The organism is Yinghuangia seranimata, assembly GCF_029953285.1.
GTDB lineage: Bacteria > Actinomycetota > Actinomycetes > Streptomycetales > Streptomycetaceae > Yinghuangia > Yinghuangia seranimata.
This window is the reverse complement of the sequence record NZ_JASAOI010000034.1, coordinates 57,782-76,658: the sequence shown is the minus strand read 5'-3', so window position 1 is coordinate 76,658 and position 18,877 is coordinate 57,782. Positions and strand designations below refer to the sequence as shown.

General features: G+C 72.5%; 12 protein-coding genes. 6 read left to right on the top strand and 6 right to left on the bottom strand.

The window, feature by feature from the left end; translation table 11 throughout:
• The first annotated feature begins 26 nt into the window (after positions 1 to 26).
• Together glpX and QI554_RS22280 are read left to right on the top strand one after the other, a co-directional pair.
• Positions 27 to 1,058, top strand: a complete 1,032-nt coding sequence (glpX, locus tag QI554_RS22285; protein ID WP_281471948.1) for a class II fructose-bisphosphatase — start codon at positions 27 to 29, stop codon at positions 1,056 to 1,058.
• A gap of 212 nt (positions 1,059 to 1,270) precedes the next feature.
• Positions 1,271 to 3,307, top strand: coding sequence for an MFS transporter (locus QI554_RS22280; RefSeq protein ID WP_281471947.1), 2,037 nt, complete (start codon positions 1,271 to 1,273; stop codon positions 3,305 to 3,307).
• Positions 3,308 to 3,353: 46 nt separating this feature from the next.
• Here the strand turns inward: QI554_RS22280 and QI554_RS22275 are convergent, their stop codons facing one another.
• The 3 genes from QI554_RS22275 to pdxR form a co-directional block, all read right to left on the bottom strand.
• Positions 3,354 to 3,749: a WhiB family transcriptional regulator gene (locus QI554_RS22275; RefSeq protein WP_281471946.1), complete on the bottom strand. Its 396-nt coding sequence runs from the start codon at positions 3,747 to 3,749 to the stop codon at positions 3,354 to 3,356.
• A 194-nt stretch (positions 3,750 to 3,943) separates the two neighbouring features.
• Positions 3,944 to 4,963 carry a DUF1707 domain-containing protein gene (locus tag QI554_RS22270; RefSeq protein ID WP_281471945.1) on the bottom strand — a complete coding sequence of 340 codons (1,020 nt, stop codon included), beginning with the start codon at positions 4,961 to 4,963 and terminating at the stop codon, positions 3,944 to 3,946.
• Between the two features lie 29 nt (positions 4,964 to 4,992).
• The gene (gene pdxR / locus QI554_RS22265; RefSeq protein WP_281471944.1) at positions 4,993 to 6,384 is read right to left on the bottom strand and encodes a MocR-like pyridoxine biosynthesis transcription factor PdxR; all 1,392 of its coding nucleotides are present in this window, start codon (positions 6,382 to 6,384) and stop codon (positions 4,993 to 4,995) included.
• 70 nt (positions 6,385 to 6,454) lie between these two features.
• Here pdxR and QI554_RS22260 point away from each other — a divergent pair, with 70 nt between their 5' ends.
• From QI554_RS22260 to QI554_RS22250, 3 genes are all read left to right on the top strand, one after another.
• Positions 6,455 to 7,459 carry a DMT family transporter gene (locus QI554_RS22260; RefSeq protein WP_281471943.1) on the top strand — a complete coding sequence of 335 codons (1,005 nt, stop codon included), beginning with the start codon at positions 6,455 to 6,457 and terminating at the stop codon, positions 7,457 to 7,459.
• Positions 7,460 to 7,476: 17 nt separating this feature from the next.
• Positions 7,477 to 9,282: a sigma-70 family RNA polymerase sigma factor gene (locus QI554_RS22255; protein WP_281471942.1), complete on the top strand. Its 1,806-nt coding sequence runs from the start codon at positions 7,477 to 7,479 to the stop codon at positions 9,280 to 9,282.
• Between the two features lie 77 nt (positions 9,283 to 9,359).
• Positions 9,360 to 11,018 (top strand): fumarate hydratase, encoded by a 1,659-nt coding sequence (locus QI554_RS22250; RefSeq protein ID WP_281471941.1) that lies wholly within the window; start codon positions 9,360 to 9,362, stop codon positions 11,016 to 11,018.
• 60 nt (positions 11,019 to 11,078) lie between these two features.
• Here QI554_RS22250 and QI554_RS22245 read toward each other — a convergent pair whose 3' ends face one another.
• On the bottom strand, positions 11,079 to 13,052 hold the full coding sequence (locus tag QI554_RS22245) for a ricin-type beta-trefoil lectin domain protein (RefSeq protein ID WP_425528026.1): 1,974 nt from the start codon (positions 13,050 to 13,052) through the stop codon (positions 11,079 to 11,081).
• A gap of 267 nt (positions 13,053 to 13,319) precedes the next feature.
• On the opposite strand from QI554_RS22245, the gene QI554_RS22240 reads away from it, so the two are divergent.
• Positions 13,320 to 14,972: an NPCBM/NEW2 domain-containing protein gene (locus QI554_RS22240; protein ID WP_281471940.1), complete on the top strand. Its 1,653-nt coding sequence runs from the start codon at positions 13,320 to 13,322 to the stop codon at positions 14,970 to 14,972.
• Between the two features lie 102 nt (positions 14,973 to 15,074).
• On the opposite strand, the gene QI554_RS22235 is transcribed toward QI554_RS22240, so the two are convergent.
• Both QI554_RS22235 and QI554_RS22230 read right to left on the bottom strand, forming a co-directional pair.
• Positions 15,075 to 16,007 (bottom strand): ABC transporter permease, encoded by a 933-nt coding sequence (locus QI554_RS22235; RefSeq protein ID WP_281471939.1) that lies wholly within the window; start codon positions 16,005 to 16,007, stop codon positions 15,075 to 15,077.
• The gene (locus QI554_RS22230) at positions 16,004 to 18,814 is read right to left on the bottom strand and encodes an alpha/beta fold hydrolase (protein ID WP_281471938.1); all 2,811 of its coding nucleotides are present in this window, start codon (positions 18,812 to 18,814) and stop codon (positions 16,004 to 16,006) included. Before QI554_RS22230 ends, QI554_RS22235 begins: the two co-directional genes overlap by 4 nt.
• Positions 18,815 to 18,877 lie beyond the last annotated feature (63 nt).

Genomic DNA, 18,877 nt, shown 5'->3' with positions numbered 1-18,877 from the left:
TTCCCCGACAGGAAGGGCCCGCCAGAATGACGGACCAGTCCGTACCGCCCCAGCTCGTGGTCTCCCCCGAGGCTCCCGACCGGAACCTCGCCCTCGAACTCGTCCGCGTCACCGAGGCCGCCGCGATGGCCGCGGGCCGCTGGGTGGGACGAGGTGACAAGAACGGCGCCGACGGTGCCGCGGTCAAGGCGATGCGCACGCTCATCGGCACGGTGTCGATGAACGGCGTCGTGGTGATCGGCGAAGGCGAGAAGGACGACGCCCCGATGCTGTTCAACGGGGAAAGGGTCGGCGACGGCTCGGGCCCCGAGTGCGACGTCGCGGTCGACCCGGTCGACGGCACGACGCTGACCGCGAAGGGCATGAACAACGCCATCGCCGTGATGGCGGTCGCCGAGCGCGGGTCGATGTACGACCCGTCCGCCGTGTTCTACATGGAGAAGCTGGTCACCGGGCCCGAGGCGGCCGACGTGGTGGACCTGACCGCGCCGGTCGGCGAGAACATCCGCCGGGTGGCCGAGGCGAAGCACTCGGCGCCGGAGGACGTGACGGTCTGCATCCTGGACCGGCCGCGCCACGAGTCGATCGTCAAGGAGATCCGCGAGGCCGGCGCCCGCATCAAGTTCATCACCGACGGCGACGTCGCGGGCGCCATCATGGCGGCCAAGGACGGCACCGGTGTCGACCTGCTGCTCGGCATCGGCGGTACGCCGGAGGGCATCATCGCCGCCGCGGCCATCAAGTGCATGGGCGGCGTGATCCAGGGCCGGCTGTGGCCGAAGGACGAGGCCGAGCGCCAGAAGGCGCTGGACGCGGGCCACGACCTCGACCGCGTGCTGCTGACCGACGACCTGGTGTCGGGCGACAACGTCTTCTTCGTCGCCACCGGCATCACCGACGGCGAGCTGCTGCGCGGCGTCCGCTACCGGTCGAGCACGGCGCACACGTCGTCGCTGGTCATGCGCTCGAAGAGCGGCACGATCCGCAACATCGACAGCCAGCACCGCCTGGCGAAGCTCCGCGCCTACAGCGCGATCGACTTCGACCGCGCCCGCTGACGCGAACCCTCCCGACGGGCCCGGCCCGGATCCTGTGTGATCCGGGCCGGGCCCTTCCGCGTTCCCGGCCGCGTACCCGCGCGGCGCGACCGCGAGGGACGGCTGCGCCGTGCGGGGCGGCCGGCACACCCGGCCCCGTATTTTTTCGCTGATTTGTCGTATTTCTGGGTACACGCCTCAGGTCCCCCTCGTCGTCGACCCGAGGAGTGCCGATGGCCGAGCGGACGCTCGCCGAGCCGACGCCCGCCGCCCCGCCCGCGCCGGTGCGGGGCCGGCAGCTGTGGCTGATCTTCGCCGGTCTGATGCTCGGCATGCTGGTGGCGGCGCTCGACCAGACCATCGTGTCGACGGCGCTGCCGACGATCGTCGGCGACCTCGGCGGGCTGAACCACCTCTCGTGGGTGGTCACCGCCTACCTGCTCGCGTCGACGGTCAGCACGCCGCTGTGGGGCAAGCTCGGCGACCTCGTCGGCCGCAAGACGCTGTTCCAGATCTCGATCGTCATCTTCCTGATCGGCTCCGCGCTGTGCGGCATCGCGCAGAACATGCCCCAGCTGATCGCCTTCCGCGGCATCCAGGGCCTCGGCGGCGGCGGGCTCATGGTGCTGTCGCAGGCGATCATGGCGGACGTCGTGCCGCCGCGCGAACGCGGCCGCTACACGGGGCTGTTCGGCGCCGTCTTCGGTGTCACCAGCGTCGCGGGCCCGCTGCTCGGCGGGTTCTTCGTCGACAACCTGTCGTGGCGCTGGGTGTTCTACATCAACCTGCCGATCGGCGCGGTCGCGCTCGTGGTGATCGCGTTCGCCCTGCACACCGACAACATCCGCGCGAAGCCCACGGTCGACTACCGCGGCATCGCGCTGCTGGCCGCCGGGACGACGTGCCTGGTGCTGCTGAGCACGTTCGGCGGGACGACCTACCCGTGGCTGTCCGCCGAGATCATCGGCCTCGGCGCGGCGGCCGTCGTGCTGCTGACACTGTTCGTGATGGTCGAGCGCACGGCGGCCGAGCCCGTCCTGCCGCTGCACCTGTTCGCGCAGCCGATCTTCCGCGTCACGTCCGGCATCGGCTTCGTGGTCGGTTTCGCGATGATGGGCGCGCTCAGCTTCCTGCCGCTGTTCATGCAGGTGGTGAACGGCGCGTCGGCCACCCAGTCGGGCCTGCGGCTGCTGCCGATGATGCTCGGCCTGCTCGTCACGTCGATCGGCAGCGGGCAGCTGATCACCCGGTGGGGCCACTACAAGATCTTCCCGATCGTCGGCACCGCCGTGATGGCGGTCGGCATGTTCCTGCTCTCGCGCATGGACGAGGACACCACCGTCGCGGCCTCGTCCTTCTACATGCTCGTGTTCGGGCTCGGCCTGGGCATGGTCATGCAGGTGATCGTGCTCGCGGTGCAGAACTCGGTCGACTACAAGGACCTCGGCGTCGCGACGTCCGGCGCGACGTTCTTCCGGTCGATCGGCGGCTCGTTCGGGGCGGCGATCTTCGGCTCGATCTTCAACGCGCAGCTGAGCGAGCAGCTCAACGACGCCCAGGCCAAAGGGTTGCAGATGCCGCCCGGCGTCGACCCGAAGTCGCTGGCGTCCAGCCCGGCCGCGCTGAAAAAGCTGCCGCCGGCCACCCACGACGGCTTCGTGCACGCGTACGCACAGTCGCTGCAGACGGTGTTCCTGATCGCGTCGTTCATCATCGTCATCGCGTTCCTGCTGAGCCTCAGGCTCAAGGAGATCCCGCTGCGCAAGGCGACCTCCACCGACGCCCTGGACGCCTACCGGCCGGCCTCGCGCAGCTCGGTGCAGGAGGTCGAGCGCGCCATGACACAGCTGGTGCACCGCGAGAACGGCTGGACGCGCTACGAGCGCATGATCGAACGCGCGGGCGTGGACATCTCCGTGCCGTGTGCCTTCGGCCTGATGCAACTGGACCAGTTCGGCCCGATCGCGGCGGTCCCCCTGGCGAAGAAGCTGCACGAACCGCTGGACTCGGTGCAGAAGTACGCGAAGCAGCTGATCGACGCCGGGCAGGTGCGCACCGACGCCCAGGGCCGCCTCGCGTTGACGGACGCCGGAACCGAGGTGGTCGCCGAACTGGTGGCCGCACGGCGCGAGTTGCTCGGCGACGTCATCGCCGACATGTCACCGGAACAGCACGCCGAACTGTCGGCGCTGCTCACCAAGCTGGCCCGGCTGACGACGGACACGCCGCACGACCACCTCGTCGGCGAGGGTGCCAAGCGCGGGGCGTGAGCGTACAGAGGAGCGAACGGCCCGTGCGGGCCCGGACGCGGGGCCTTCAGCGGCCCGACGAGCGTTGACTGCCGCGGCGCCTGCGGCGGCGCGCTATCGCGCGGCGTTCCTCGGGGGTCAGCCCGCCCCGGACGCCGACGGGTTCGGCGTCGTCAACAAAAGGGGCGAGCGCGGAACGCTCTCGGATATGGGCGGCGGGGGGCGACGGGAGGGCCAGCGCCTCGGCCCGGCACTCCAGCAGCACGGCGCAGCGCGCACACACGCGCTTGGCCTCCTCTTCCCTGGCTAAGCGGGCGACCGCGGGTTCGCCCGGCACGCCGAGGAACAACCGGATGTCCTCGGCGCGGCAGGCTCCGGCCGCCGGGGGGATCCAGGTGGAGGCGCGCGTCACCGGTTCGACGATGTCCTGGTTGGAGACGGGAAGATCACTGCGCTCGGGCACGTGGGATCTCCTCGGAGGGTCGGCAGGTGGGTTGGTCCCACCAGTCGACTACCCGGCCAAATCCCGGTACATGCCGCGTAACCCGTCAACCGACCGAAAAGCAACACCCAGGAAATCTCCGCGAAACGGCCTGATTCCACGCGCCGTTCGCCAGGCCGCGGCGGGTTCCGGACGGCCCCTCCGCCGAGGTCCGCTCAGTCGTCGTCGCGGTCCCGCCCGCGGTCCCAGTCGTACGGGTAGCGGCGGCCCCGGCCGTGCCGGTGGTGATGGTGCCGGCCCGGACCGCGTCCGCGGTACCAGTCGTCGTCGCGGTCCCGGTCGCGGTCCCAGCCGAGTTCGCGGGCCTGCTCGCGGTCGGACTCGATGCTCTCCCCGGCCTTCGGCTGCTTGGGCTTGGCCGCCTTGGTCCGCTTGGCCCGCACCTCGATACCGCTGAAGATCGCCGCGCCCTTGACGATCACGACGGGCGCCTGCGGGTCCTCGGCTTCGTGCGCGCGCACCGCGAACCCGCCGAAGATCCCGGCCCCGTGGCCGCGCACCGTGACGCCTTCGGGGACCCGGACGGTGATCCCGCCGAACACGCCGATCGCCTCGACGACCAGCACGGGGGACTCGAACGTCGCCTCGGACAGGTCGATCTCGACGCCCCCGAACACCGTGACCGCGCGCAGCTTGGCGCCGATCCGCCCCGGCCCGCGGCGTTCCGCGCTGCCGAAGATCCCGATCAGCGTGGGCGTTTCGACCGGCCCGTCGGCCGACGGCTCGACGCGGTACGGGTGGTACTCGGGCGCCGACGCGGGTGCGGGCGCGGGCGCCTTGGTCAGGTTGGGCCGCCCCGCGACCGGCAGGTCGAAGGTCAGCGGCTCCAACTCGCCGACGGTCTTGGCCTCGTAGAGCTCCTCGATGCGTTCGGAGTGCTCGTCGAGGGTGAGCCGGCCCTCCTCGAACGCGGTGCGCAGGATCTCCGCGACGCGCTCCCGGTCGGCGTCGGACGCCCGCACGTCGGCGGCCGCGACCGGCCCGGTCGGCCGCGCCACAGGACGTTCCGGCACCGGCCTTGCCGGCACCGGGCGTTCCGCTACCGGCCGTTCCGCTACCGGCCGTTCCGGGGCGGGCTTTTCCAGGACCGGCTCTTCCGGCGCGGACGCGGTCGGCGCGGACTCGGTCGGCTCGGCGGGCGGGGTCTGCGGGACCTGCTCCGGAGGATGCTCCACGCGTCGACCTTAGCCGCAGTCCCCGCGCGTCACATCACCGATCTGCACGCCTCGGCGAGGAGTCGGACGGCCACCCGGATCCGGTCCTCGCTCAGCGACGCGTACCCGAGCACGAGCGCGGGCGGCGCCTCGAAGCCGGGTTCGCGCATGGGGGCGACGGGCTCGACCCGGACACCCCGCTCGGCGGCGGCCTTGACGACCTCCTCCTCGCGGCAGCCGTACGGGAGCTCGACGTACAGGTGCAGCCCCGCGCGGATGCCGTTGACCTCCACCTCGGGCAGGTACTCGGCGAACGCGTCGGTCACCACGTCGCGCCGCGACCGGTAGCGCAGCCGCATCGCCCGCAAGTGCCGGTCGTAGCCGCCGCTTTCGAGCATCGACACGAACGCGAACTGGTTGATGACCGCCGAACCGAGGTCCGCGAACCGCTTGAGGTCCCGGACCTGGTCGAGCCACGCGCACGGAACGACCGCCCAGCCGAGCCGCATGCCGGGCGCCAGCGCCTTGCTGGTCGACCCCAGGTGCGCGACGCGGTCCGGGTCGAGGCCCTGCAGACAGCCCACCGGGTCGCGGTCGTACCGGAACTCGGCGTCGTAGTCGTCCTCGATGATCAGCCCGTCGACGTCGCGCGCCCACGCGGTCAGCTGCGCGCGCCGCTCCGGCGACAGCACGACCCCGGTCGGGTACTGGTGCGCGGGCGTGACCAGCACCGCCCGCGCGCCGGTGCGCGCGAGGGCCGCCACGTCGATGCCGTCGCAGTCCACCGGCGCGCCGACGACCGGAAGCCCGTTGCTGCGCAGCAGGTCGCGCTGCATCGCGCTGGACGGGTCCTCGACCGCTATCGACGTGTGCCCGCGCGCCTGGAGCGCCTGCACCAGCAGCGCGATGCCCTGCGCGACCCCGCCCATCACCACGATGCGGTCCGGCGACGCGATCGCCGCGCGTACCCGCCCCAGGTACGCGGCCAGCGCGGTGCGCAGCTCGGGCACGCCGCCGGGGTCGCCGTACGACAGGCGGCTGTGCGGCACGGTGGCCAGCGCGTGCCGGGTCGCGGCGAGCCACGCCGCGCGCGGGAAGGCCGACATGTCGGAGGTGCCGGGCTTGAGGTCGTACGGCAGCGCCGAGATGTCGTTGGCGTCGCGCGGCTCCTCGGGCCCGCCGGGCGCGCGCCGCTCCGGGATGTCGGCGACCCGCGTCCCCGAGCCGTGCTTGCTGGTCAGGTAGCCCTCCGCGACCAGCTGCTCGTACGCCTCGACGACCATGCCGCGCGAGACGCCCAGGTCGGCCGCCAGCGTGCGGCTGGACGGCAGCCGGTCGCCGGGCGCGAGGCGCCCGGTGCGCACGGCGTCGCGCAGGCCCGCCGTGATCTGTGCTCCGACGGCCCCGCCCGAACGGTCGATTCCGACCAACAGGTCGCCCATAAGTGGTCCCCTCCCAATCGGCATAGGTGGTTCTGTGTTCCGATCCACCTGCTCCTTAACGTAACGCGTTATGAGGCCATCGGGTCAGGCGCCGTCCGTCGGCGCGACGTTTGCAGCGCTCTCCCAGATCCTGATCGGCGCGTCCGCCGGCGTGTCCGCGGTCCTCGTCGACTACCCCGTCGGCGGCGGCCAGGCGGTGCGGTACGCGGCGGGCGGGGCCGCCCTGCTCCTCCTCATGCGGCTGCGCGGCATCCGGCATGTCCGGGTCGGCGTCCGCGCGTTCGCGCTCCTCTTCCTCCTCGCCCTCATGGGTCAGACGCTTTTCAACCAGCTTCTGGTCCACTCGCTCGACCACGCGGACCCCGCGACCATCGGGAGCATCCTCGGCTGCGCTCCCGTGATCCTCGCCACGCTCGGGCCGCTGCTCGCCAAACGGCGCCCCGGCGCGCGCATCGTCGTCGGATCGGTGCTGGTCGTCGCGGGGGCCGTGCTCGTCGAGGGCTTCGGCAGCGCGACCCCGCTGGGGCTGGTGCTCGCGCTCGGCGTCCTGGTCTGCGAGCTGGCGTTCTCGCTGCTCGCGGTGCCGCTGCTGCCCGGGCTCGGGCCGATGCGGGTCGCCACGTACGCGACGGCGCTCGCCGTACCGCAGTCGCTGCTCACCGGCTGGCTGATGGACGGCTCCGGCATCCTGCGGACGCCGACCGCCGAGGAGGCCGCGGCACTCGGCTACATGGCGGCCGTCATGACGGTCCTCGCGTTCATCCTCTGGTACACCGCGCTGGAGCGGCTCGGCCCCGAGCGCGCGGGCCTGTTCGCCGGGCTGGTGCCGATCGCGGCGGCCGTCACCGCACCGCTGTTCGGGGCCGGCGACCTGCGGGCCGGACAGCTGGCGGGCAGCGCGGTCGTGGGGCTCGGCGTGGTGGTCGGCATGCGTACGACCGGCGGCCGACCCGCCGAACCGGCACCCGTCGAGGCCGTTCCGCACCCCGTGCCCACGCCCGCACGGGACACAGCCCGACCCGCCGTGCCCGCGGCGCGGCGGGCACGGCCGGAAACCGATGCCGTCGCCCCGTAGAACGGATGTTCCCGGCCATGGCAAGCTGTCCCGCCATGGACGGGGACACGGGGCGCACAACCGCCGACGAGCCGCGCGGAATCGACTTCGACACCGCCTTCGTCTCCGAGTTCGACTCCGCCTCCGACCCCGAGCTGACCGAACGGGTCCGGGCCGGCGGCCCCGACGCCGAGGCCGCGTTCGCCGCCCTGCACCAGCGCCACCACGCCGCCGCGCTGCGCCACGCGCGCCGCGTCGAGTCGGATGCGGACGCCGCCGAGGACCTGGTCTCCGACGCGTTCGTCGAGGTCCTCGCCCAGCTGCGGCGCGGCGGCGGCCCGCGCGAGTCGTTCCGCGCCTACCTGTGCACCACCATCCGCAACGGCCACGCCGACCGCGCCAAGGCCCGCAGCGGCGTCGTCCTGACCGGCGACGCCGCCGACCTCGACAAAGCGGGCGGCCCCGCCCAGGACTCCCCCGCCGACGCCCTGCCCGACCTGATGCTCGTCCAGCAGGCCTTCGGGTCGCTCCCCGACCGCTGGCAGGCCGTGCTGTGGCACACCGAGGTCGAGGGCGAGAAGCCGCGGCACATCGCCCGGCTGCTCGGCATCACGCCCAACGCCGTCTCGCAGCTCGCCGTCCGGGCCCGCGAGGGCCTCAGCGAGGCGTTCCTGCGCGCCCACGTCGGCCGGCTCCCCGAGCACTGCCGCGACTACGGCGACCGGCTCGGCGGCTACGTGCGCGGCACCCTGCGGATCCGGGACCGCCGCGCCGTCGACAACCACCTCGCGGACTGCGGCGGCTGCACCCGCGTCTACGCCGAACTCACCGCCACCAACGCCCACTTGCGCGTGCTGCTGCTCCCGGCGGTGCTGGGCGCCTCGGCGGCGGCCGTACCGCTCCTGGAGCTCGTCGCGGGTACGGCCACCGCTGCCGGGGCGGGCGCTGCCGGGACGGGCACGGTAGGGACAGGCACGGCGGCGGGTACAGCCGCAGGCTCGGGCGGGAGCGGCACCGGCACCGCGGCGGCGTCCGGCTCCGGTACGGCGTCCGCGACCCCTGCCCCCGTGTCCGGTGCCGCCCGCGTCGCCGGCAAGACCGGCTCGACCACCGCGCGCAACGCCTTCGTCGGGGGCGGGATCGCCTCCGCCGTCGCCGCCGGGATCGCCCTCGCCCTCGTCATGACCGGCGGCACGCCGACTACGACGACACCGCTGGCGCAGGACCGGGCCGACCTGGTCGCCGAGCCCGCGCCGTCCCGGATACCCGAGGCGCCCGCCGGTGCCGCGCCCTCGTCCCCGGACCCGACGACCGCCGCCCCGACCCCACCGGGCACCTCGGCCGCGCCCCCGAACGACCGCAAGCCGCCCGCGCCGCCCACCGACACCCCCGCGACCGGCGCCCCCGTGACCGGCGCCCCGACCACCCCGCGGGCCCCGGCCACCACCGCGCCGCAGCCGCCCGCCCCGCCGACCACCACCAGGCCCACCACCACCGCGCCCGGCACGACCCCGCCGCCGGCGAAGCCGACCACCGCTCCCCCGTCGAGCGCCGTCGCCCCGCCGCGCCCCGCGGCCGCCGTCGACGACCGGGTCACGGTCACCGCGGGCGGCCAGGTGTCGTTCAACCTGCTCGCCAACGACACCGGCTCCGGCCTCTACGTCGTCGGCTCGCCGCTCGCCCTCGGTCTGTACGGCAACATCTGGTGCGACAAGTCCTCCGGCGCGTGCACGTACCGCACCTGGACGCCGTGGGGCACCGGCACGGACACCTTCAGCTACACCGTGCGCGACCGGGACGGCCGGTACTCGACCGCGACCATCCGCGTCACCGTCCGTAACTGAGCCCGACCTCACACCGGAGCAGGGCCCCGGGCGTTCTAACCTGGAAGCCGCTCTCATACCGCTGACCGAGGATGGCCATGCCCCCCGCCGACAGTTTCGACAGTTCGTACACCGACCTGCTCCCGCTCGGCGCGGACACCACGCCGTACCGTCTGGTGACCAGCGAAGGGGTCTCCACGTTCGAGGCGGGCGGTCGCCGCTTCCTGCAGGTCGAGCCCGAGGCGATGACGCTGCTGGCCCGCGAGGCGATGCGCGACATCGCGCACCTGCTGCGCCCGGGGCACCTCGCGCAGGTCGCGAAGATCCTCGACGACCCGGAGGCCTCCCCCAACGACCGCTTCGTCGCGCTCGACCTGCTGAAGAACGCGAACATCGCGGCCGGCGGCGTGCTGCCGATGTGCCAGGACACCGGCACGGCGATCGTGATGGGCAAGCGCGGCCAGCACGTGCTGACCGACGGCAACGACGAGATGCACCTCAGCCGGGGCATCCGCAACGCCTACACCGAGCTGAACCTGCGCTACTCGCAGATGGCCCCGCTGAACATGTGGGACGAGAAGAACACGGGCAACAACCTGCCCGCGCAGGTCGAGCTGTACGCGACCGCGGGCGAGGCCTACAAGTTCCTGTTCATGGCCAAGGGCGGCGGCAGCGCCAACAAGTCGTACCTGTACCAGGAGACGAAGGCCATCCTGAACCCGGCAGCGATGCTGAAGTTCCTGGACGGCAAGATCCGTTCGCTCGGCACCGCGGCGTGCCCGCCGTACCACCTCGCGGTCGTCATCGGCGGCACGAGCGCCGAGTTCGCGCTCAAGACCGCGAAGTACGCGTCGGCGCGCTACCTGGACACGCTGCCCACCGAGGGCTCGCCGCTCGGCAACGGGTTCCGCGACCTGGAGCTCGAGGCCGAGATCCTGAAGCTCACTCAGGACATGGGCATCGGCGCGCAGTTCGGCGGCAAGTACTTCTGCCACGACGTGCGCGTGATCCGCCTGCCGCGGCACGGCGCGTCGCTGCCGGTCGCGATCGCGGTCTCGTGCAGCGCGGACCGCCAGGCGCTCGCGAAGATCACCGCCGAGGGCGTGTTCCTGGAGCAGCTGGAGACCGACCCGGCGAAGTACCTGCCGGACACGACGCACGACGAACTCGACGGCGAGGTCGTGCACGTCGACCTCAACCGGCCGATGAGCGAGATCCGCGCCGAGCTGTCGAAGTACCCGGTGAAGACCAGGCTCTCGCTGTCCGGCCCGGTGGTCGTGGCGCGCGACATCGCGCACGCGAAGATCAAGGAGCGCCTGGACGCCGGCGAGGAGATGCCGCAGTACCTGCGCGACCACGCCGTCTACTACGCGGGCCCGGCCAAGACCCCCGAGGGCTACGCGTCCGGCTCGTTCGGCCCGACGACGGCCGGCCGCATGGACTCGTACGTCGAGCAGTTCCAGGCGGCGGGCGGCTCGTTCGTGATGCTGGCGAAGGGCAACCGCTCGCAGCAGGTGACCGACGCGTGCGCCAAGCACGGCGGCTTCTACCTCGGCTCGATCGGCGGCCCGGCGGCCCGGCTGGCGCAGGACTGCATCAAGTCGGTCGAGGTCATCGAGTACCCCGAGCTCGGCATGGAAGCGGTCTGGAAGATCGAGGTCGAGGACTTCCCGGCGTTCATCGTGGTGGACGACAAGGGCAACGACTTCTTCGCGGACGTGACCGCTCCGACTCTGCAGATCGGCAAGCGCCCGTAGGGACTTCGCACCGAGGCCCGGCCCCCGCGAGGGAGCCGGGCCTCGGTCGTTCACGGTCTGTCAGTACGCGTCGTACGGGATCGGGCTGAACGTCAGCGGCGCACTCGCCCCCGCGTTCCAGACCTGGGCCGCCGAGCCGTTCGCGGCGGTCTGGGTCACGTTGCCGGTCCCGGACGTCGGCGCGGTGACCCGCAGCCCCGACACACGGCTGACGATCGCCCCGCCGACCACGTCGAACCGCAGGTTGTCGCGGACCGCGCCGGTGCCCTCCTTGCAGGCCCAGATCCCGAGCCCGGCGCCGGCCGTCGTGCTGCCCCTGTTGTCGAGGCAGAACGTCGGGTCCTTGAGGCTGTGGATCTGCCCCGTCGCCGCGTCCCGGTACCACTTCTGGTTGGTGTTGCCGGTGCAGTCCCAGGCCAGCACATTGGTCCCGTTACTCATCGAACCGCCGTTGATGTCCAGGCACTTGCCGGTGTTGCCGGCCTTGAGCTCGGTGAACACGGCGGCGGCGTGCGGCTCGGAGGTGAACCGCTGGTTCGCCGAGCCGTCGCAGGCCGCGAGCACGAGCCTGGCACCGATGGCGGCGTCGCTCCCGGCCGGGGCGACGCACAGGGACTGCGCGCTCGCCGGGCGGATCGTCCCGCCGGTCAGGACGAAGCGCTGGTTCGCCTGGCCCTGGCAGTTGTAGACGATCAGCTGCGTCCCGGACGTGTAGTTCGCGCCGGTGACGTCCAGGCACCGGTCGTGGCTGAGCTCGATGTGCACGGACTGGTAGGCCGCGTCGTACCAGAAGCCCTGGTTCCGACCGCCCTGGCACAGCCACAGGTCGAGCGGGGTGCTGTTGCGCGACGAGTAGCCGAACGAGTCGGCGCACAGCCCGGTGCCCTCGTTGCGCAGCTGCTGGAAGTCCTTCACGCCCTCGGTGAGCACGGCCGCGCCGGTGCTCGCCGGGTCGGCGCAACTGGCCACCTGGTAGTTCGTGTTGTACAGCTGCGTCAGGCACGAGGCGAACGCGCCGTGCCCGCGGTCGTTCGGGTGGAAGGACTGCCGGGTGGTGTTCTCGTCGAAGATGTTGGCGTTGGCGAAGTAGAGGCCGCGTGCCCACGTGTTGTCGGTGCACACCTCGTGGCCGTGGAACAGCCGGCTGTTGTCGAGGAAGATCGCGCCGGTGTTCGCGGCGGCGCGGCGTTCGGCCTCGGCGAACATCGGGACGGCCTCGTTGCGGCCCCACGCCTGGTCGCGCAGGTAGCCGAGGCAGCCGCCGCCGTACCAGCCCGGGAAGTCCGGGTTGTCCTCGACGTCGGGGCTCATCGGCGACGGGTAGCCCATCACGACGAGCTTGTAGTCGCCGGGCGCGTAGCCCGCGTCCGCCATGACGGTCTTGAGGTCGCGGATGACGTGCTCGACCTTGGGCTGCAGGTTCGCGATGCGGCCGGGCCACTGCGGCTCGTACGTCTGGTAGCACTCGCCCTGGAAGAAGATGCGGCGCTTGACGCAGTCCGTGATGGTCGGGCCGAACTGCAGGTCGTCGTTGGCGCCGACGCCCAGCCAGATCATCTTGAGCTTCGTGTTGCGGGCCTTGATCGCGAGGCTGTCGGACTGCACCAGCTCGTCCGGGTACTGCTTGCTGCCGCCGATCACGATGTTGACCGAACTGCCGCCGGAGCAGGCGACGTTGTAGGTCAGGTCGACGGGGATGCCGGTGCGGTGGATCGCCGACTGCGGTGAGCGGTGGCACCAGTTGTCGGGGCCGTCGGTGGGGGACTCGTACGTGCCGACGCCCTCGCCGGAGATCTCGCTGTCGCCGAGCGAGATGATCGACGTCTTGCGCTGGTCGACCGGCTTGATCGCCGGGTCGCCGTACAGCTGCTGCGCCTCGGCCGCGCGGATGGCCTCGAGGTCGGCGCGCAGCGGTGCGGGCGTGGCCGCCGCGTGCGCCGTGCCGGCCGTCAGCGCGCCGAGCCCGCCGGCCGCGAGCAGCATCGCCGCGAACGCGCCGACCATGCGGTGCAGAGGACGGATCGGTGGAGACATGTTCCCTCGCCTTCATCGCGCCTGGATGGGGCTTACCGGGGGTTACAGGAACACGTGCGAGCGCAACTTACCTGCGGGTAGTGAAAAAGTGAACACGGGTTCGGCGTTAACCCCCTCTGAGCGATCGCTTAAGGGATGGTCAACCGGCCGGCCAGTGTGCCGACAGCCCGTGATCTTGCGCCCTCGGACCCCTAGCGTTCGCAGCACCACAACGGCGTTGACTGCGGCTCGAACTCCGCTGTCCGTAAACCCGAAAGAGCGTGCTCAGTGGGCAACCACCGTCTGACCAAACGGCGCAGCATCGTCGGTGCCACCGCATCCCTCGGCCTGATCGCGGCCGGTGTCACCTACATGCTCAGCTCCACCGCCATGGCGGGCCCCACCCCGAACTCGTACACGTACTATTCGTTCCCCTCGGGCACGCCCGCGCTGCACGACGTCACCTGGACGTCGACCCCGCAGCTGGACCCGGGGTACACGGCCAACATCTTCTGGAGCCACCAGTTCAGCTTCGACAACCAGCACGGCGGCTACTTCGGCATGCAGAGCAACGGCGGCGACAAGCGCCGGTTCCTGTACTCGGTCTGGGACGCCACGGAGTCCAAGCCGGGGCCGACCAGCGTCTGCGAGCCGTTCGGCGGCGAGGGTGACGGCCAGCACTGCTTCGCGCTCCTGGACTGGCAGGCGGGCCACACCTACAAGTTCACCATCGCCCCCGCCGGCGACCCCGGTTGGTTCGCCGCCACGGTGACCGACGACACGACCCACACGAGCGTCACCGTGGGCAGCATCAAGTCGGGTGGGGCCACCGGCATTTCGCCGAGCGGCTTGATCGACTGGACCGAGTACTTCGAGTGGAGCTCATCGGCCTCCAACTGCTTCAACCAGCCCGCCGCCGCGGTCGCCTTCGGCGTACCGCGCGGAAACGGCGGCTCGGTCGTGGCCAAGATCGACGACGTGAAGGCCAGCGACGGCGACTGCCGGGCGAAGATCGACGTGACGCCGGACAACAGCGTTCAGCGCGGCGCCATAGGCAACACCACACGCGGCCCGGTCCGCAACAACGGCCAGAAGTGCCTGAGTGCGCCCGCCGATCCGGCCGTGGAAACGGCCGACTGTTCCGACGCCCGTGCGCAGGCCTGGGTGTACGCGGCGGACGGGACGCTGCGGCTGAGGTGGGACTCGTGTCTGGCCGTCCAGGGCGACGCCGTCATCAGCCAGGCCTGCCAAGGTGCCGCTCCCGAAGGGCGGGTCGGCACCCCGGCCAAGCTCTGGACGTACGACGCGGCCACCCAGACGCTCAAGAACCGCCAGTCCGGACGGTGCCTGACGGTCGGAGCCGACGGACGGCCGACCACCGAGACCTGCGCGGGCACGCCCGCACAGAAGTGGACGCTCCCGCCCTCGGGCACCTCCACCGCGCCCACGCCCGGACCTACCCCCACGCCGGTCCCCACGCCCCCGCCCGGCAAGCCCACGAACCGCACCGTGCCGCTCACCAGCCTGTCGTGGAACCGCGCCACGGGCGGCTGGGGCCCGGTGGAGCGGAACACGAGCAACGGCGAACGGGGCGCCGGTGACGGCCACCCGATGTCGATCCGGGGCGCCGCATACGCCCAGGGCATCGGCACCCACGCGGCCAGCACCGTCGAGTACAACCTGGGCCGCACCTGCAAGACCCTCACCGTCGACGTCGGTGTGGACGACGAGACCCGCGGCGGCGGCTCGGTCGACTTCAAGATCTACCGCGACAAGACCAAGGTCGCCGACAGCGGTGTGGTCACCGGGAAGTCCCCCGTCAAGCATCTGACCGCCGACCTCACCGACGGAACCACGCTGCGCCTGGTGGTCACCGACGGCGGCGACGGCAGCGGGTGGGACCACGCCGACTGGGCGAACCCGCAGATCAGCTGTAGCTGACACGCATCGTACGAGCCCTGCGAAGACGCCGCCGTCGGCCGGAACCGACGGCGGCGTCGCGCCGTCCGGCGCTCGGCGCTCGGCGCTCGGCGCTCGGCGCGGCTACGAGACGATGTCCTTGCGCTCGAAGTGCCGGAACGCCAGGGCGATGAACACGAGGGCGTAGGCGACCGAGACCGCCGAGCCCTTGACCATGCCGTCCCACTCCACGTCCTGCTGGAGGGCGTCGATCCATGCGAACTGCCAGTGTGTGGGGAGCAGATCGCGCCATGATCCGAGTGCGGTGACGGCGTCGATGATGTTGGAGACGACGACCAGGCCGACCGCGCCGCCGACCGCGCCGAGCGGTGCGTCGGTCACCGTCGACAGCCAGAACGCGACGGCGGCGACGACCAGTTGCGAGACCATGCCGTACGCGACGACGACCGCCATGCGGCGCAGTGCCTCGCCGCTGGTGAGCGTCCCCCCGATCGGGATCTCCAGCGGTCCCCAGCCGAACGCGACGGTGCCTGCGAGGAGTGCCATCCCCGGAAGCACGATCAGCGCCAGCGCGCTGTAGGCGAGCGAGACGGCGAGCTTGACGCGCAGCAGTCGCGCGCGCGGCACGGGCGCGGCCAGCAGGTAGCGCAGCGACGACCAGCTCGCCTCGCTGGCGATGGTGTCGCCGCAGAACAGTGCGACGGCGACGACCAGCAGGAAGCCGGTGGAGACGAACAGCGCGAACGCGGTGAGGTTGAGCGCGCTGCCGGTGGCGACGTCGACGAGGGTGGGCACGTTGTCGCGCCGTGGGTCGCCGCCGACCTTGAACGCGATGACCAGGATCCACGGCAGCAGCGCGAGCAGGCCGAGCATGATCAGCGTGCGTCGGCGGCGCAGCTGGCGCAGCGCCTCGACGCGGAACGGCAGGGTGTGGCGCGGCCGGTATCCGTGCGCGCGGGCGTGGGATTCCGTGTCTACGGCGACCGCGGCACTGCCGCCGGGCGCCGAGCCGTTGCGCTCGGCGCCGGTGCCTCCAGGTGTCTCGTCCGCGGTCATTTCCCCTGCTCTCCGATCAGCGTCAGGAAGGCGTCCTCCAGGCGGCGTTTCGCGGTCACCCGGTCCACCGCGACGCCCGCGCCGACGAGTTCGGCGACGACGGCGGACGGCTCGGCGCCCGCGAGGTGCACCAGCACGCCCTCGCCCTCGGGTTCCACCGAGGCGACGCCGGGCAGCCCGGCGAGGGCTTCGACGGCCTTGCCGGGCAACGGTGTTCCGATGGCGAGCGTGTTGCCGTCGCCGGTGATCTCGGCGACCGGCCCGGCGGCGACCAGGCGTCCGCGGTGCATGACCACGACGTGGGTGCAGGTCTGTTCGACCTCGGCGAGCAGGTGGCTGGAAACCACCACCGTGCGGCCCGCGCCGTCGGTCGCGTACCGGATCAGCACGTCGCGCATGGCGCGGATCTGCGGCGGGTCGAGGCCGTTGGTGGGTTCGTCGAGGACGAGCAGGTCGGGCAGGCCGAGCATGGCCTGGGCGATGGCGAGGCGCTGGCGCATGCCCTGCGAGTAGGTGCGGACCTTGCGGTCGAGGGCCTCGCCGAGTCCGGCGATCTCGACGGCCTCGTCGAAGTGCGCGTCGTCGCGCGGGCGTCCGGTGGCCTGCCAGTACAGGTCGAGGTTGTCGCGTCCGGACAGGTGCGGCAGGAAGCCGGGGCCTTCGACGAACGAGCCGAGCCGCGACAGGACGGGGGCGCCCGGGGTGACGGGGTGTCCGAAGATCCGGATGCGGCCGCCGTCCGGGTGGATGAGGCCCATGACCATGCGCAGCGTGGTGGTCTTGCCGGCGCCGTTGGGGCCGAGCAGGCCGAGTACCTGTCCGCGTTCGATCTGGAACGACAGGTCGTCGACGGCGAGTTTGCCGCCCTTGTAGCGCTTGGTGAGGTTGTCGATGCGCAGTGGCACGTCGGCGAGTTCGGGTGCGGCGATCTTGTCCGCCCTGCGGCGGCGCACGGTCAGCAGCAGTCCGGCCGCGACGGCGGCGGCGATGGCGGGCAGGCCCCACGTCCACCACGCGTAGCCGGGCGGCGGGGGCTTGAGGCCGGCGGCGGACGGCACGGTGACCGGCCCGGCGGCGGCGACCTGGTAGGTCGCGGGTTCGGCGGGGGTGGCGTAGCCGAGGTCGGTCGCGGTCAGGACGACGCGCAGTTGGTGCCCGGCGTCGATCTCGCGGTCGATCTCGGGCAGCCGGATGTCGACGTCGCGGCCGTCGCGCGCGCCGGTGATCCGGACGGGGGCGGCGAGTTGGTAGGGCAGGACGGCGTTGCCGCCGGGTTCGACGTCGTAGAGCTTGGCGAACAGGACGATGTCGTCGGCGCCGGAGACGTGGACGCGCACGGTCGAGCCGCCGGTGATGCGCAGTGCCGCGTCGAGCGGGGCGGTGCTGAAGTAGGCGCTCTGGCCGGGCATGTCGAGGGCGAAGCCGCCGACGGCGGAGCCGTTGCCGAGTTGGCCGAGGGTGCCCAGGGCGCCGAGTCCGGGCAGCGTCGAGATGGACGGCGGGGCGCCGCCGGGCGGGTTGACGACGGTCTGCGTGGCCCCGAGGAGCGGCAGGCTGCGCCGGGTGCTGCCGTCGATGCCGGGGTAGCGCGGGCCGGACGCGATGCGGACGACCTGTTCGCGGGTGTTGGTGTCGACGCCCCCGAAGCGGGTCACCGAGAACGGGCCGGGTTGGACGGGGCCCGGCGGGGTTGCCTTGGCGGCCTCCGTGCGGGCGGCGCCGGCGTCCGAGCCGAGCCACTTCGCGAACCAGTCGGCGGTCTTGTCGAGCACCCAGCCGGTCTGCGCGGGGCCGCCGTCGTGTCCGCCCGCGGTCCACGCGACCTCGACGGGGAAGCCGTTGCGGGCGACGGCCTCGGCGGTCGCGTCGGCCTGGGCGAGCGGGAAGAGGGAGTCGTTCTGGCCCTGGACGAGCAGGGTGGGGACGCGGATGCGGTCGGCGACGGACGCGGGGCTCGCGCGGCGCAGCAGGTCGACGGCCTGCGGGGTGGCCTTCCCGGTGCGGGCGACCTCCTGGTAGACGGCGCAGACCTCGGGGGTGAAGCGTCCGCAGACCGGGTCGGCGGCGGGCGGGGCGGGTGTCCCGGGGGCGGCCGGGGGCCCGCCGAGGGCTCCCCCGAGCGGCGTCGCGGCGCCGGCGGAGAAGAACACCCCGGCCCACATCTTCTTGAAGACGCCCTGGGCGGCGCCCGCTCCGGTGGCGTTGGGGAGGAGCGCGTCGGACAGGTCGTTCCACGTCCACTGCGGCGCGACGGCGTCGACGCGCGGGTCGTAGGCGGCGAGCAGGAGGGACAGCGCGCCGCCGTACGACACGCCGGCCGCGCCGACCCGCGGGTCACCCGGACGGTCGAGCCGCACCTCGGGGCGGGCGGCGAGCCAGTCGACGAGGGCGCGGGCGTCGGCGACCTCGAAGTCGGGCTGGTCGAGCGCGATCTGCCCGCCGGACGCCCCGAAGCCGCGTGCCGACCAGGTCAGCACGACGTAGCCGCGGCGGGCGAGCTCCTCGGCCTCGGAGCGGACGGTGGCCTTGTTGCCGCCGAACCCGTGGGCGAGCAGCACGGCGGGGGCCGGGCGTCCCGTGTCGGGCCAGTAGGCGGTGGTGTCGAGCACGATGCGGTCGGCCGAGCCGGGTGCGGCGGCGACCTCGACGCGCTGGTCGCTGCTGCGCACGGGTGACGCCTTGTCGTCGCCGCCGGTCGTGGCGACGAGGACGGCGGCGAGCACCGCGAGCAGGACTCCGACGGCGGTCAGGACCCGGGCGCGCCGGGTCGCGGGCAAGCGGCGGGCGACCGCCGTCTTCCACGTCATGGCCCGCACATTACGGCGTGGACCGCGCTGTCCGGGGCAGCGGGAGGGTCGGGCCCGGACGCG